General features: G+C 59.3%; 14 protein-coding genes, 1 tRNA gene and 1 pseudogene. 4 read left to right on the top strand and 12 right to left on the bottom strand.

Going from position 1 to position 15,040, the window contains the following annotated elements:
* Together NW828_RS01570 and NW828_RS01565 are read left to right on the top strand one after the other, a co-directional pair.
* Nucleotides 1–91 (top strand): annotated as a pseudogene (locus tag NW828_RS01570) (IS5/IS1182 family transposase); the annotation flags it as partial.
* A 33-nt stretch (nucleotides 92–124) separates the two neighbouring features.
* Complete coding sequence (locus tag NW828_RS01565; protein ID WP_414380987.1) at nucleotides 125–964, top strand: DUF6671 family protein; 840 nt, start codon at nucleotides 125–127, stop codon at nucleotides 962–964.
* Nucleotides 965–1,096: 132 nt separating this feature from the next.
* Here the strand turns inward: NW828_RS01565 and NW828_RS01560 are convergent, their stop codons facing one another.
* The 6 genes from NW828_RS01560 to groES form a co-directional block, all read right to left on the bottom strand.
* Nucleotides 1,097–2,680 carry an iron uptake porin gene (locus tag NW828_RS01560; RefSeq protein ID WP_414380986.1) on the bottom strand — a complete coding sequence of 528 codons (1,584 nt, stop codon included), beginning with the start codon at nucleotides 2,678–2,680 and terminating at the stop codon, nucleotides 1,097–1,099.
* A gap of 299 nt (nucleotides 2,681–2,979) precedes the next feature.
* A tRNA-Val gene (locus NW828_RS01555) sits at nucleotides 2,980–3,051 on the bottom strand.
* Between the two features lie 41 nt (nucleotides 3,052–3,092).
* On the bottom strand, nucleotides 3,093–4,256 hold the full coding sequence (locus NW828_RS01550) for a GuaB3 family IMP dehydrogenase-related protein (protein ID WP_414380985.1): 1,164 nt from the start codon (nucleotides 4,254–4,256) through the stop codon (nucleotides 3,093–3,095).
* Nucleotides 4,257–4,371: 115 nt separating this feature from the next.
* Nucleotides 4,372–5,166 carry a DUF429 domain-containing protein gene (locus NW828_RS01545; protein WP_414380984.1) on the bottom strand — a complete coding sequence of 265 codons (795 nt, stop codon included), beginning with the start codon at nucleotides 5,164–5,166 and terminating at the stop codon, nucleotides 4,372–4,374.
* Nucleotides 5,167–5,506: 340 nt separating this feature from the next.
* Nucleotides 5,507–7,141 (bottom strand): chaperonin GroEL, encoded by a 1,635-nt coding sequence (gene groL, locus NW828_RS01540; protein WP_011433224.1) that lies wholly within the window; start codon nucleotides 7,139–7,141, stop codon nucleotides 5,507–5,509.
* 90 nt (nucleotides 7,142–7,231) lie between these two features.
* Nucleotides 7,232–7,543, bottom strand: coding sequence for a co-chaperone GroES (groES, locus tag NW828_RS01535; protein WP_414380983.1), 312 nt, complete (start codon nucleotides 7,541–7,543; stop codon nucleotides 7,232–7,234).
* 244 nt (nucleotides 7,544–7,787) lie between these two features.
* On the opposite strand from groES, the gene NW828_RS01530 reads away from it, so the two are divergent.
* On the top strand, nucleotides 7,788–8,600 hold the full coding sequence (locus NW828_RS01530; RefSeq protein ID WP_414380989.1) for a PhzF family phenazine biosynthesis protein: 813 nt from the start codon (nucleotides 7,788–7,790) through the stop codon (nucleotides 8,598–8,600).
* Nucleotides 8,601–8,662: 62 nt separating this feature from the next.
* On the opposite strand, the gene NW828_RS01525 is transcribed toward NW828_RS01530, so the two are convergent.
* Together NW828_RS01525 and NW828_RS01520 are read right to left on the bottom strand one after the other, a co-directional pair.
* On the bottom strand, nucleotides 8,663–9,646 hold the full coding sequence (locus tag NW828_RS01525; protein WP_414380982.1) for an apocytochrome f: 984 nt from the start codon (nucleotides 9,644–9,646) through the stop codon (nucleotides 8,663–8,665).
* 122 nt (nucleotides 9,647–9,768) lie between these two features.
* Nucleotides 9,769–10,287 carry a cytochrome b6-f complex iron-sulfur subunit gene (locus NW828_RS01520; RefSeq protein WP_011433228.1) on the bottom strand — a complete coding sequence of 173 codons (519 nt, stop codon included), beginning with the start codon at nucleotides 10,285–10,287 and terminating at the stop codon, nucleotides 9,769–9,771.
* Between the two features lie 183 nt (nucleotides 10,288–10,470).
* Here NW828_RS01520 and NW828_RS01515 point away from each other — a divergent pair, with 183 nt between their 5' ends.
* Nucleotides 10,471–10,788: a DUF3067 family protein gene (locus NW828_RS01515; protein ID WP_414380981.1), complete on the top strand. Its 318-nt coding sequence runs from the start codon at nucleotides 10,471–10,473 to the stop codon at nucleotides 10,786–10,788.
* A 123-nt stretch (nucleotides 10,789–10,911) separates the two neighbouring features.
* Here the strand turns inward: NW828_RS01515 and NW828_RS01510 are convergent, their stop codons facing one another.
* From NW828_RS01510 to NW828_RS01495, 4 genes are all read right to left on the bottom strand, one after another.
* Nucleotides 10,912–12,252: a hypothetical protein gene (locus tag NW828_RS01510; RefSeq protein ID WP_414380980.1), complete on the bottom strand. Its 1,341-nt coding sequence runs from the start codon at nucleotides 12,250–12,252 to the stop codon at nucleotides 10,912–10,914.
* A gap of 170 nt (nucleotides 12,253–12,422) precedes the next feature.
* A complete protein-coding gene (locus tag NW828_RS01505; RefSeq protein ID WP_414380979.1) occupies nucleotides 12,423–12,935 on the bottom strand; it encodes a hypothetical protein in 513 nt (170 codons plus the stop codon).
* A gap of 16 nt (nucleotides 12,936–12,951) precedes the next feature.
* Nucleotides 12,952–13,506: a phycobiliprotein lyase gene (locus NW828_RS01500; protein ID WP_414380978.1), complete on the bottom strand. Its 555-nt coding sequence runs from the start codon at nucleotides 13,504–13,506 to the stop codon at nucleotides 12,952–12,954.
* A 141-nt stretch (nucleotides 13,507–13,647) separates the two neighbouring features.
* Nucleotides 13,648–14,925 (bottom strand): S41 family peptidase, encoded by a 1,278-nt coding sequence (locus tag NW828_RS01495; RefSeq protein ID WP_414380977.1) that lies wholly within the window; start codon nucleotides 14,923–14,925, stop codon nucleotides 13,648–13,650.
* Between the last annotated feature and the right edge of the window lie 115 nt (nucleotides 14,926–15,040).

Genomic DNA, 15,040 nt, shown 5'->3' with positions numbered 1-15,040 from the left:
GTACCGGCATCTATTTTCTCGTTTTGACAAATTGGCCAGGAACTTCTTGAGTTTTCTCTATCTCGTCAGTGCTCTCTTTTGGCTCAAATGAAAGATCAACACAACCTAGGTTAAGTCTGAGTCTATGCAATGGAAGGGTCGGGTCGCCTACTTGGCAACCATGCATCGCAAAGAGCAGGTCATCGGCCCTCTCTTGGCCGAACATTTGGGGATCCAAGTTCAAGTAGTAGCTTTCGACACCGACCAACTGGGCACCTTCTCGCGGGAGCGGCCCCGACCGGGGGATCCCATCCACACTCTGCGCCTGAAGATTGCAAGGGCTTTGCAGGATCATCCTGAAGCTCTGGGCTTGGCCAGCGAGGGATCCTTTGGCCCCCACCCTCAGATCCCCTGGATCCCTTGGAATCAGGAGTGGGTCATGCTCAGGGTTTTTGAACCCGGCGCGGAGCCCTTGGAGCTGGTCGGCTATGCAGAGAGCACCCAAACCAATTTCAGCCATCGCTGGGTGCAGAGCTGGGCAGAAGCGCTGGACTTTGCCCAAAGGGCGGGTTTTCCCCAGCACGCCCTGATCGCCCTCGACCAGCCAGAAAAGCCCCAGGTTATCCACAAAGGAATCCAAGACGAAGCAACCCTGAAGCAGGTGGTGGGGGAGCTGCTGGCTCGGCAGGGTGGCCTGCATCTGGAAACCGACATGCGGGCCCTGTACAACCCAACCCGGCTCCAAGTCATCGCAGCCGCCACCCAAAACCTAATCGCCAAAGCCCAAAGCCTGTGCCCGGCCTGCGGCACTCCTGGCTACTGGCAGATCCGCTCGGTCTCTGGACTGCCCTGCGGCCAATGTGGCGCCCCCACCCCCGTGGCCAAGGCTTGGGTATATGGCTGTGCTCGCTGTTCCCACACCCACACCGAGCCTGTGGCAGAGCCCTGGGCGGATCCCGCTCAGTGTGCCTTTTGTAATCCCTAGCTTTGTCCCAAGCTTGACGTCAAGCCCAGGCTTTCATCCCCCCAGAGGGGCTGATGTAAGAAAATAGGGATCCAACCCAGTGGATCCCTACTTAACTTAACGACTTGAATGTCAGCGTAAGGACTCTGGGAACTAGAAAGCAAACACAGCCCGCAAGACACCCACGCCGATGGTTGGATCGGTATCCCCAGACTTGCTAGGCCCACCATTGGGATTGCTCACAAAGTAGGCTGCCGGGGTAAGGGTGAGGTACTCGTTCACCGGGAAGCTGTAGTAAACATCCACGATGAAAGGACGGCTGTCAAAAACTCCCTCCTCGGTGCTGACAATCGGTTGGCCAAACACCACACCGCCCTGAGCACCCTCAATGAAGAGATCCGGGAAAGCAAAGCCAAACAGGAACCCGTTGAAATCTTCATCACCCGGATCAATGGTGCCAGCCGGTACCACGTTGGGCAAGTTGTAATCCACATTGCCAGCAGTAAACCAGCCGGATACGGTAATTCGAGGGCTAAGCTCCCAGTTGGCTGCCACCGAGAAAGCATTGACACGGGCAGAAACATCTACCCTCGTCCCCCGCAGAGGGCCACGGAAAAGGGCTGTACCGTTGGCCAAGAACTCAGGGCCATCGTTTGCCTTCTGCAGATAGGTACTGGCAAACTGCAGGTAAATCTCTAGATTTTCATTCGGCAGGAAGCCCAGCTCCACCGCGTGGGCACTGTCGCTACCGGTTATACCGCTGTCGCCGAAGCCGTTGCCCAAGGCTTGAGCGTTCCTGGTGCTGTAGCTGTAGGCCAAGCGTAGTTGATCCGAGAGTCGGTAGCGGAAGCCAAACAGAGCTCCACCTGGCACGTCCGCCGTGGAGTTGGGAGCATCAGCAAAGTCGGAGAGAGCTTCGAAGGGTGTGCTGTAGTTGAATACATCGAACACACCTGAGCCAACGATACCCGTGTAGATGGTAGCTGCTTGGTTGAAAGCTGGGAATTGGTAGATCAGCTTGGCCAGGGTGAAAGTGCCGCCGCCACGGCCGCCAAACTCAAGGCCGGGATCCCCATCAAAGAACTCAGTCACAGCATCGCGAGCTTGGAGACGAATGCGCAGGCGATCGCGACCCACAAAAGAAGCATCGAAGTTCAAGCGTACCCGATAGGGAAGAGTCATGTTGGCTTGGTTTTGCTCTGCTACTACCCTCCCATCAACAACTCTGTCTTCCGTGAGAGCGCTGCCTACAACAGCGGCGATGACTTGGGCATTCAACTTGGTAACCGGGTTGAAGACCTTCCCTTTCAAATCAGTAACATCGGCTTCCAGGGCATCCACCCGCCCGCGCAGGGCTGCCAGCTCAGCAGCAAATTCCTCTTGCAAGCGCTGCAGAGTGGCCAAGTCTTCCTTGGAGACTTTGTCGGCCAAACCGGCTGCAATCAACTCATTGATGCGATCCAAGCAGGCGTTCATACCGGCGGCAAACTCAAAGCGAGTCATAGCCCGGTTGCCGCGGAAGGTGCGGTCGGGGTAGCCGGCAATACAACCGTAGCGCTCCACCAAGGATTGCAGGGCTTGGAAGGCCCAGTCGGTGGGCTGCACATCCGAAAGCTCAGAGATGGAGGTGACCGGCCCGGTAGCTTGGGCATAAGCCACTCCAGGGGTCAGGATCGCTGCTGCACCCAGAGTGCCGGCCAGCAGCGTTTTCCAGTAGTTCGCGTGTTTCGCGGGCATGTTTCTCTCCTTGTTCTTTTCCTCACACCTTTTTGGCTGTAGGGATGTCCTCATAGAAGCGACAAACTGCCTACCTCAATAACGAGCCTGGCAATTGGGGACTCTGGGAAGACATGATACAGCCGAAGTCCACATCGTCTACCACTTTACACACTTTCTGCGCGAGACTCAATGCGAGACCCAACTGCGGTAGATGATCGAGGCTCGATATCCACTACTCTACCTCAGGGATCCGGCTCTGGCTAGCGGGTGTATCTCAAACTGAGACAGAGCTCTCAAGCTGCAAGCTCCGGTGGGGATGGGCGGTACCGGACTCGAACCAGTGACATCCTGCTTGTAAGGCAGGCGCTCTACCGCTGAGCTAACCGCCCCCGAGGGATCCCAGTCCACCGAGTTTAGCATTCCCAAGGGACTATTTCCCCATGCCCAGGCTTTGCGCCTTCTGGTACACCTTCCCCTCTGTGAGCAGGGAAGGGGCAATGCAGATCTCCACCTGCTGCATTTCTCGAAGATTGGCAGCCCCCAAGGTGGCCATGCTGGTGCGCAGGGCGCCCCAGAGGTTGTGGGTACCGTCGTCCAGGCGGGCGGGGCCGCGCAAGATTTCTTCCAAGGTGCCGGTGGATCCCACGCGGATGCGGGTGCCGCGGGGCAAGATGGGGCTGGGGGTGGCCATGCCCCAGTGAAAGCCGCGACCGGGGGCCTCATAGGCGCGGGCCAGGGGGGATCCGATCATCACTGCATCGGCTCCACAAGCGATGGCCTTGCAAATGTCGCCACCGGTCACCAATCCCCCATCGGCAATCACAGGGACATAGGTGCCGGTTTCCGCCAAAAACTGCTCCCGTGCAGCGGCACAGTCGGCAATCGCTGTAGCCTGTGGTACCCCCACCCCCAACACGCCGCGGGAGGTACAGGCAGCCCCCGGGCCGATCCCCACCAAGACGCCGGCAGCTCCGGCCTGCATCAGCTCCAGGGCGACATCGTAGGTGACGCAGTTGCCCACCACAACAGGAATGGGCATTGACCGGCAAAATCGGGCCAGATCCAGCAGTTCCATGCCTTCGGGAACCTTGTGGTGCACCGAAACCACCGTGGCCTGGACGAAAAACAGATCCCCCCCGGCTTCCGCCACCAGGGGGCCGTATTGGGCGGCGTGGGCGGGCACGCAGCTAGCGGCGGCAATGGCGCCGGAGGCTTTAATCTGGCGGATGCGTTCTTGGATTAGCTCTGGCTTCACCGGCTCGCTGTAGAGGCGCTGCATTAGGGGCACAAACTCGTCTTTGCCCACCGACGCAATCTGATCCAACACCTCATCGGGATCGGCGTAGCGGGTTTGGATGCCATCCAGGTTCAACACCCCGAAAGCTCCCAGCTCCGAGAGCAAAATGGCCATTCGCACATCCACCACGCCATCCATGGCGCTGGCGATGATGGGGATTTGCCGTTGGATCCCTCCCAGGGTGAAGTGGGTATCCACCAGGCTGGGATCCAGCGTTCGTCTGCCTGGGGCCAGCGCGATTTCATCCAGCCCGTAAGCGCGTCTTGCCTGCCGATTGCGGCCCAGTTGCACGTCCATTGTTCCCCTGTTCTGCGGATCCCTTGTTTTTATCATGCCGCCAAGGAGGGATCCAAGGCTAGCGAGAGTTTTGTTCTTCTGGTTGGGATTTCCACCTGCGATCCCGGAGCGGGTCTCAATCCGCCCCAAAGGTTCGAGGGGGCAGGGGCGTGAAAATGTGCCCTTCTTGCAGGTTGCCGAAACTGCGGCAGCGCTCGGATCCCCAGCGGAACCCGTAGAGGGCGATGTAAGCACACATCAAGGCATCCACTTGATCTTCGTAGTTTTTGAGTCGACGGCCCTTGAGGGATCCCACCTCCACTTGAAGCAGCTCCTCGTGGCCCTGGAGAGCCGGGTCAGCGGCAGCTAGAGAGCGCAGATGATGCTGGTAAAGCTGCCAGGCTTGTTGCCGTTCCGGCCAGGTGTGTCGGGGGCGAGCCTTGTATTTCAGGGTGCGGCTGAGGCCAAAGAGGCTGACCAAGGCGCTATGGGGGAAGACCTCGGTTACTTGGCGGGTAAGCTTTCCTCGCTCGATGTTGGCCTGCTCCCGAAAGCCATAGCGGGATAGGGCTTGCACCAGGGCTTCTCCTCTCACTTGGCCGTCCTTTGCCAGTAACCGGCGGTTGGCCGGGTGGGCCCCGGCTGCGTAGGCGCGAAACACCTGGTTCAGTTCTGCCTCGGCCCGCCGTTGTCCTGTGAGGTTGGGAACCCGCAAGGGCGCATCCACCGCCACCAAGCAGGGATCCCCTCCCGCCTGAGCTTGAATGTAGTCCAGGATCTCCTCATCCGTCTGGAGAATGCGGCTATCCACCAGATAGCCTGTCAAGTTCTGCCTGCCGGGATCCCCGAGCTGGACTCGCAGCGTGGCCAGACCGGAAGGGTTGCGGGTTGACCAGGCCAGATCCAGGCCAATGCAGATCAACTGAGCCACACCGCCTTCCCCTTCTCTTCAAGTTGGACAGAATCAGAGTCGTTATCAAAAAACCAGTTTGAGGCAGTTCCCGATTGCATGGCTCTAGCGCCCTCACCCCCAGACCCTCTCCCTCTGAGAAAAGGGGTTAGGGATCAGCATCACAAACAGTTTCGCTGCTGTCTCACGGTCGTTGGGAATGATCCCGCCGGATTGCCTGCGTCTTGATGAAAATCCACAAGAAAAGGGATCCCACCAGGGGATCCCGAAAGATTCATCCAAGATGCCTGGCCAGGAAGCGAAGTGCCCATGGGCTCTTCGGTGAGCCTCAGGGATCCACCTCGCTGTGGCGGTCAACGGATTAGTAGTCGTAGTCACTCATGCCGCTGCCGCTGCTTGCCGGCGTGTTGGTTTTGGGCTCCGGCTTGTCCACCACGATCGCTTCAGTGGTCAGCACCATCCCCGCAATGGAAGCAGCGTTTTGCAGGGCAGAACGGGTAACCTTGGCCGGGTCTACAATGCCCGCCTCGAACATATCCACGAAGGCGTCGTTCTGAGCATCGTAGCCGGTGTTGAAGGGCTTATCTTTCACCCGCTCCAGCACAATGGAGCCGTTTTGGCCGGCGTTCTCAGCAATGCGGCGCAGCGGAGCGCCCAGAGCGCGGGCGACCAGGTTGGCCCCCACCAGTTCATCGCCGGACAGGTTGGCTTGCGCCCACTCGGTTACCACTGGGATCAGGTGTGCCAAGGTGGTACCGCCGCCGGGAACGATCCCTTCTTCTACCGCCGCTTTGGTGGCGTTGATGGCATCTTCCAGGCGCAACTTGCGGTCTTTCATCTCGGTTTCAGTGGCCGCACCCACTTTGATCACCGCTACACCGCCGGAGAGCTTGGCCAGGCGCTCTTGCAGTTTTTCTTTGTCGTAGGTGGAGTCGGTTTCCTCAATTTGACGGCGAATTTGCTCGCAACGGGCTTTCACAGCCGCTTCGTTGCCTTCCGCCACGATGGTGGTATTGTCTTTGGTTACCGTGACGCGACGGGCAGTGCCGAAGGAATCGAGGCGAGCGTTCTCCAGCTTCAGGCCGCGCTCTTCGCTGATTACCTCACCACCGGTCAGGATGGCAATGTCTTCCAACATAGCCTTGCGGCGATCCCCGAAGCCAGGGGCTTTTACTGCCACCACGCTCAGCACACCCCGCAGCTTGTTCACCACCAGGGTAGCCAGCGCTTCTTTCTCGATGTCTTCGGCGATGATCAGCAGAGGACGACCGGCGCGGGCCACCTGCTCCAGAACCGGTACCAGGTCTTGCACCAGGGTGATCTTCTTATCGGTGATGAGGATGTAGGGGTTTTCCAGAACCGCTTCCATCCGCTCGGTATCGGTGACGAAGTAAGGGGAGATGTAGCCCTTGTCGAAGCGCATCCCTTCCGTCACTTCCAGCTCGGTGGTCATGGACTTGCCTTCTTCCAGGGAGATCACCCCTTCGCGGCCCACCTTGTCCATGGCCTCGGCAATCATACGGCCCACTTCTTCATCGTTACCGGCGGAAATGGCCGCCACCTGGGCAATGGCTTTGGAATCTTCGACCGGGCGGGCATGTTCGGCGATTTTGTCTACCAAAAACTTCACCGCCTTGTCGATCCCCCGCTTTAGGGCAATCGGGTTGGCGCCGGCAGCCACGTTTTTCAGACCTTCTTTCACCATGGCGTGAGCCAAGACCGTGGCCGTGGTGGTGCCATCCCCAGCCGTGTCATTGGTCTTGGAAGCCGCCTGCCGGATCAAGGAAACGCCTGTGTTCTCAATGTGGTCTTCCAGCTCGATTTCTTTGGCAATGGTTACCCCATCGTTGATGATTTGGGGAGCGCCAAACTTCTTCTCCAGCACGACGTTGCGCCCTTTGGGGCCCAGGGTAACGGCTACGGCTTCTGCCAAAATATCCATGCCGTGCTCTAGAGCGCGGCGGGCTTCTTCACTGAAGATGATTGATTTGGCCATAGTCAACCTCTCCGATGCAAATGCAGGTAAGGGTGAAACAGAATCTCAGGGGTTCAATCGGTCGTTGAACTGCTGCTGAATCACTGACCACTACTGAACAATGGCGAGAATGTCCCGCTCGGCCAACAGCACATATTCGTCGCTGCCCAGCTTGACCTCGGTTCCGGCGTACTTGGAGTAGAGCACTTTGTCGCCGGCTTTCAGTTCCATCGGGATCAGCTTGCCGTCGTCATTGCGCTTGCCAGGGCCAACAGCAACCACTTCCCCCACCTGGGGCTTTTCCTTGGCAGTGTCCGGCAAGAAGATCCCACCTGCGGTTTTCTCATCTTGCTGAGCGATTTTGACCAGCACGCGGTCGCCCAGCGGCTTCAGGGTAGAGACGTTAAGAGCTACTGCAGCCATGACGAATGTCCTCCGTGATCCTAAAGCACGAAGCTGAAGTTTTCATTTCCATTAGTTCCACTTCCCCGAAGGGAAGCGACTTAGCACTCTCGACTTACGAGTGCTAGTTTATCAGCCAACTTTCTGGCCTGACAATAGCCTTTGTCAGCGGGATCCCGCTTTTGGCAGGTGCGGTCGGGGTGCGGATCCCCCTACTTTGGGGTCTGCTGTGGGATCATGACCTGAGTTGGGCTGGGTTGAGAAGGTGTGGATCCCGTTTTTTCAGGTGGATGCATTTACGGCGGTGCCTTTCGGCGGCAATCCGGCAGCGGTGTGTCTGCTGCCCCAGGAGTTGCCAGAGGCGCTGATGCAAGCCATTGCGGCGGAGAACAATGTATCGGAGACGGCTTTTTTACTGCCTCAGGGATCCCAGGGCGAGGTTCCCCACTATGGGCTGCGCTGGTTTACGCCGACGACGGAGGTGGATCTCTGTGGCCACGCCACCTTGGCTGGTGCCCATGTGCTGTTCACCGAGGTGCATCCTGAGGCGGAGAGGGTAGCCTTTTCCACCCGCAGTGGCCTGTTGCAGGTGCGGCGGCAAGGGGATCGCCTGGCCATGGATTTTCCTGCTCAAACTCCGGAACCTTGGCCAGAAGCCAAGGAGCAGGTGGCAGCGGCTTTGGGGATCCCACCTGTGGAGCTGTACCGCGGGGGTATGGGGGTGGCGGTGCTGGCTTCGGCGGGACAGGTGCAGCAGGTGCAACCGGATCTGGCCCAGGTTCAAGCACTCCCCGTTCCGGGGTTGATCGTCACAGCCTCTGGGGCGGATCTAGAGGATGGGCCGGATTTCGTCTGCCGCGTTTTCGCTCCTCGGCTGGGGATCCCGGAAGATCCAGTGACGGGATCCGCCCAGTGTCTTTTGATGCCCTATTGGGCCAAACGCCTGGGTCGCTCTGAGTTACAGGCCCACCAGCTATCCAGCCGCGGCGGGGAGCTCTGGTGTCGCGATCTCGGCTCTCGCGTGGAGATTGCCGGGCAGGCTGTGCAGGTGATCAGAGGAGAGCTGAGGCTACCTTAGAACCCTACCGAACAAAAAACACCTCGGATACCTCCGAGGTGCAGGCCAGGAAAGAGCTTGAGCTAGCCAAGGATTTCGGCGGCTTGAATGAGCTCCACCTGCTTTTTCTTCAGCACCAACAGCACCTGGGTAATGGTAATGGCTGCCAGGAAGGCCACCAGCCATTTCACCCGCTCCGGGCTTTGCAGCACCAGATCCCGCTCCACCTGGCCAAAGCCGCCCACATTGGGATTGTTGGTGACGGGATCCCCTTCTTTGACGCTGTCTCCAACAGCAACCACCAGTTCCGGCCCAGGCGGCACCACCAGGTTTTGGATCCCGCTTTCGGTCTCGAAGCTGAGAACTCTCGTGCCCGGCAGCTCGTATTCCGGGGGCACCAGGCTGGCCAATTCAGCCGGCAGATCGCTGATATCGGAGTTGAGGGTGGCGATGTTGACTAGACGCCCGGTGGCCGGAGCGCGGAAAACGTTGTTGTTGCTGAGGCTGCCGTCGGGGTTAAGCTGACCGCGACCTCGGTTGGCCCCGATGTAAACGCGATACTTCATGAAGGCCACCGAGGGATCCTCTTTCGGGTCAGGGGCCACCACCGGGAAGACGATTTCTTGATGCTGCTCGCCCGGCAAAGGCCCGACCAAGAGGATATTGGGCTTCGCGTCGCTGTAGGGGGTGATGTAGGTCTCGGCGGTTTCCTGCCGCTGTTCCTCGGTCATTTCGGCTTCGGTGGCCAGGCGGAAGCCCTCCGGCAAGACCACCACCGCACCCACGTTCAACCCACCCTTGCTGCCGTCTGCCAGCACCTGCTGCTTGCTCAGGTCATAAGGGATCCCAACTTTGATGGTGAACACCTGGCCGGGGGTGACGGCCTGGGGCACCTCGGCGCGAGTGGGCATGGCGTTCAGGTGGCAGTTGGCACAGACAATTTTTCCAGTCGCCTCGCGGGGGTTGTCGTAGGCCATCTGGGCATAGTAGGGGTAGGCTGCCGCCGGACGTGCCCCCATCCCCAGCAACAGCAGCAGCCCACAGAAGGCCAAGCAGATTCGCTTCATAACTCTCAGCTCAGAATGAATTTCCATCACAGCTTTAGGACACAGTCTTGAAATAGCCATCTCGACGACTTGCCCCAAATCGTTCGGCAAAAGCCGGCACAGCCAGCGGGATCCCTTGCCCTTTAGGTTTCCCGGAAATCGGGGCCTTGCCAAGGGCTGAAGCGGACGTTGTCGCCATCCACAGTGGCGCTCACCAGCTCCAGCGAGCGGGGAGCCGGTCCCCGGATCACCTTGCCATTGGCCGCATACTGGGATCCGTGGCAAGGGCACTTAAACAAGTTTTCCCCCACATTCCAGGGCACCACGCAACCGAGGTGGGTACAAACCGCGTTGAGGCCGTAGTTGGCCACCGCCCCGTTGTCGATCACGATGTAGGTGGGATCCCCCTTCAAACCTTGGGCCAGCACCCGATCCGTAGCGGCATGGGTGGCCAACAGTTCACTGACGCTGATGGGCTTGCCGAGGGCGTCCTGAGCTATGAGGCCCTCACCCCCTCCACCGGCAGAGGGCGGAATAAAGTACTTCACCACCGGGTAGAGGGCGCCCACCACCACGACTCCCACAGAGCCGCTGAGCAGGGCATTGAGAAGAACCCGCCGGCTCATGGGGGGCGCTTCAAAGTTGCTAACCGCTTCCGTCATAATGGCAAATGCAGACCTGAGAAGTTTTAACGTTCGTTGACAAGCGACATCATCCTAACCGACCCCTCTGGCCAATATCGTTAAGAAATGCAACGCTGTAAGAGGCCGTGGCCTTCCTTCCCAAGGTGAGCGGCCCACCCAGCGCGATTGGAGCCAGATCCAAGCCAGCCTCAGACAAGTCTGATGAAGGGATCCGACTTTCAAGCTTTGTTGCGCGAGAAGTGGGGCTATTCCTACGACGTGCAGCTGCGGCGTATCCAGCAGAAGGTGGTGTTGCTGGTGATGTGGCGCTATCTGGAGCAGCCCTCCTTTCCCTTGAGCGAGGCGGAGTATCTGGCCCACTTGGAGAGAGTGCTGGCCCATTTGCAGGCTTGGGGGGTGTGGGAAGCGGTGCGTCGGGAAATCGAAGCCACCCGTCAGAGACCCCGTATGGGCAAAGCGGTGGCCATTCCTCTGGATTTGCAGAAGGTGGGGGAGCGAGTCTCCGAGTGGTTGTTGTGAGTTCTCCTGGGGAGAAAGAGGTCCAAGCAAACCTAAGCGCTGGATTCGCCGGCTGGCCAAGAAACTCGAATGGGTCTCAGCTCAAACGGCAGACCGGGAGTTTGCCCAACGGCCATGACCTCTCTAGAGGGGACGCGGCTTGCGCACTTGTTCGGTTTCCGGGTACTCCTGCTGAGCTTCGGATTCCAAAAGTTGGCGGAATGCCGGCTCGTCCAGACGGTAGTCCCGCTGCTCGATCAAATCCCGGTCGGTTGAGTAAATGGTGTCCGACTCTTGCACAACTTCTTGACGGCGGAAGCGGCGGGCAAAGTTGAGTTTGCGCAGCAGCGCCTCTGTGGGATGCTGCAGATGCTCTCGCCAAAGCTGCCGGACACGATTGCGACGCTCCACTCCCTGGTTACGGATTTGCAAGGCTAGCCAGCGAACGGCGGGCACCGCCAAAAACAGCGTGCCGTAGAGGAAGAGGAAGCCGATCAACGGGTAGATGAAGGCCAAAAAAGCATTGCTGCCGGCTGCCGCTGCCACCTCCTCCCGTGCCCCATAGAGAATGGCGGCCAGAAAGAAATTGAGAACTCCCAAGCCTCCTGCCAGGGTCAGTTGACCAGGCGTGGCCCGGCTGAACACCCAAGGTTTCTCCTGCAACACCTCAGGGATCCCCTTGGGCTTGCGCTCTGAGGCGGCCACCTGCAGCTCTGGGAAGCGGTAGACAATGTCCCCATCCTCGCTGACCTCCGGCTGGCCGTCGAACTTGAGCAAAATGGGCAGCATGTAATCTTCGTATTCCAAGGCCGGGGATCCCGGCTCCACATCCAGGTAGGGCAACACCTGTTCCGCTGCGATCACCCCCCCATTGGCACGAATCAGCTGGCCAATGAGGGCATAGCGCTCCTCCTCCAGGTTGGCATTGGGATCCCCGTCCCCAAAGAGGAAGCTGTACACCGCTTCCAGGAAGTTCAGCTCGGATTTTTGCGGCTGGCGGGGGCGCGTCCGACCGGAGTAGCTCCCATAGTAGGGGTAAGGATCCCAGAAGGGGTTGCCGATCCAAAGGTTGGGGAAGTAATAAAACCCTATCCCCCGCGATCGGCTGCGATTGTCCTGCTCGCGGCTACTGGCCATCTGCAAGGCAATCAACGCTAGGACAATCAAGACAATCGACACCACCAGCAGGATGCCGAAGGAGATGCGCAACCCATAGAGGAAGCCCCCCCACAGTTTGCGCCGCAGGGCCGCCAGCTGATCCTGCTGCTCCTTGCGCTTGAGAATGCTGCGAAAATCCGGCGGGAAAACATAGGTAATCTCCCCCTGCCGGGAAACCTGGAGATGCCCCTCCGCCTTTTGGGCCAAATTCAGCAGCTCTTGTTTGGCCTCGTGTAGAGCCAAGCCCGTGCTGGATGCAATATCTCCCAGCGTGACCCGCAGGCCCAACTGCTCCACTGCATCCATCACCAATGTTTGTGTAGCCACTTTAAACCTCCGCTTTCCGCCCCCATTGTCGAGGAGCCTTTGGGATCCCTGGACGCAGATCCGCTCCCCTGAGCTAGACCTAGCGTCTCCTCTATTCCCAGTATCTCCCCTTAACCCCGCAGCGACGAGAATCGTTGTAGATCTCACTTCCAGAACGGTTGTACCCGCCTCTAGGGCAGCCAAGCCATCACGGCCAGCAGGGTCGAGAGGATCCCGATCAACACCCAGATGAGGGGCTTAGTGTCCAACGGGGGATCCGCTGCCCGGCGGCTGAGGGGATCCCCAGATCTTGGGGAAGGGCCTTTGCGTTGGGAGCGCCCATAGGCCAAGCGGTACTCTGGGGGATCAGTTTCCTCCAGCCGGCTGAGATCGGGAATTTCGCTCAACCACTCCGCCGAACGTCGCAGGCGAGGGGCTTGCCAGATGCCCAAGACATAGCGAGCCTGCTGGGCGACTTCTGGATCTGGGTTGCGCAGCAAGGTTTGGGCCAACAGGATGGCCTCCTGCGTTTCGCCAAGGGCTTCTTGGGCCAGGGCCTGCCAGAGCCGTAGCTTACCCGACTGCGGATAGCGGCTTTGGGCCTGCTTAACCTCCTCTAGCGCCTGCCGGTATTGTCCTCGCTCGAACCTCAACTGGATCAGAGCCAAGTGCTGAGACAATCTCAGGTCTTTGGGAAGCGTCATGCTCAGGATCCGCAGGCTAGGTCAGCTTCTGTTCTACCCCAAACCCCACCAGCAACAGCTCCTGCAAAGGCTGACCCTGAGGGGGACGTTGGTAGGTAAGGATCTGCCGCAGGCGCAGGCGCGGATTCAGTAGAGTGATGGTATCTACAGCAACCACACGAGTGTAGGTGGTGGTCATCACCAGTTGCAGGGATCCGGGATCAAACCGGAAAGTCGCCACCATCGGGCGATCTTCCTCATAGGCCCGATCCCGCAGGTAGTCTCCCTGCAGCCCCAAGGGGGTTTCCTGCCGAGGGACGAACAGCATGTTCAGCTCTTGCCCGGCCTCCTCACCCTTTTCGGAAACCGTCTCAAAAGCCAAGTGAAAGCCCAGAAAACCATCCACGTTGTGGTTGGGGTAGTTGTTGTCGGTGAGCACCTTGTGCTTGAGCTCAGGGGTGAGGGTGCGAATGGTGAACTCGGTGCGGGAGCGCTCCACCTCGCCACGGTCTAGGTAATGGTAGGTGCGCTCTGTGCGCCAAGCTCCAATGCAGCAGTTGAAAAAGTGGTGAAATTGCTGGATAGCGTTCATGCGGGCGGGAGCGGACAGAGTCAGAGATCAGCGCTGGACGGGAAACCCTGCTTTCGATCCTAAAACGAATCGAAAACAAACAGGAATCCAAATCCTGAATGCCAACGATTGAGATCTGGGTCTGGAGCGGGATCTCCTCCCTCACCCGCTTTTGGCCACCGGGATCCCTTGGGTCTGCCCCAACAACTCCAAGGCTCGCTGCAGCTGGATGTCCTCCGGCCCGGCCAAGGTTTCTGCCGTCAGGGGAATGGATCCCTCCGCCACCACCACATCGGGCTGGATCCCCTGGCGATGGATGTCGTGGCCGCTGGGGGTAAGGTACTTGGCCGTGGTCACCGCCAGCCCCGAGCCATCCGCCAGCTCCAGCAGGGATTGAATCAGACCCTTGCCAAAGGTGCGCGTTCCTACCAGTTGGGCTCGCCCACTATCCTGAAGTGCCCCGGCCAACACTTCACTGGCACTGGCGCTGCCCTGATTTACCAAGACCACCAGCGGCGCCTCTGTAAGCACCTCGCCGGTGGCGGGAATGCTGTCTTGAATGCCGTGGCGATCCGTCACCAGCACAATGTCACCCTTGGGGATCCAGAAGCGGGCGATCTCAATGGCCGCCTGCAAGAGTCCCCCCGGATTGTTGCGCAAATCGAGAATGTAGCCCCGCACCCCTTGAGCTTCTGCGGCCCGAATGGCTTGGCGGACTTGAGCGGCAGCATTGCCGTTGAACTGGCTGAGGCGAATGTAGGCCACCGATCCCTGAGGCAGCTCAAAAAAACGGGTGCGCACGGGGTTGATGGTGATCGATTGGCGTACCAGCTCCACCTCCCAAATGCGATCCTGCCGCCTCAGCTTCAAAGTAACCGGCGTGCCGCTGCGCCCCCGCATCCGCTCGGCCACTTCGTCCAGGCTCAGCCCCGCCACCGGCACCCGATCCACCGCCAAAATCTCATCCTGGGGTTGGATCCCGGCCTGCTCGGCAGGAGTGCCTTCCATGGGGGCAATCACCCGCACCGCCCCCTGCTCATCGATGGCAATCTGCAAGCCGACACCGCTCAGCTCGCCGGCTGTGGAGGTCTGCAGGCTGAGGTAGTGCTCTTTATCCAGAAAGCGAGTAAAGGGATCCCCCAGAGTGGCCAACATCTCCTCAATGGCCTGATAGGTCTGCTTGCGCTCCTTCAGGGGCCGGGAGAGAAACCGCTGCCGCACCTGCCACCAGTTTTGCCCGTTAAACCCCGGATCCACATAGGCCCGATCCACATAGGCCCAAGCCTGCGCCAGCAGTTGCTGCTCTTCTCCCCAGCGGCTGGCCTGCCCTGGACAGGCGCCAATGCCCAAACTCGCCCAGAGCAAACACCCAAGCAAGACAATGCGGATCCCCCACCCTCTCCAGCGGATCCCTGTGTATCTCGGCTTCTGCACAACCATCGATCCCAAAAAACATTAAGAAACATGAACAAAACGCAATATCGAAAACTTGCCTGGCCTCCTGGGATCGAGATCTTCGTCCCCAAGCTGAGCCCGGCGCCAGGATAGTGTTAAA

The organism is Synechococcus sp. W55.2 (genome assembly GCF_047461635.1).
Taxonomy (GTDB): Bacteria; Cyanobacteriota; Cyanobacteriia; order Thermostichales; family Thermostichaceae; genus Thermostichus.
This window is presented reverse-complemented; position numbering and strand designations above follow the sequence as displayed.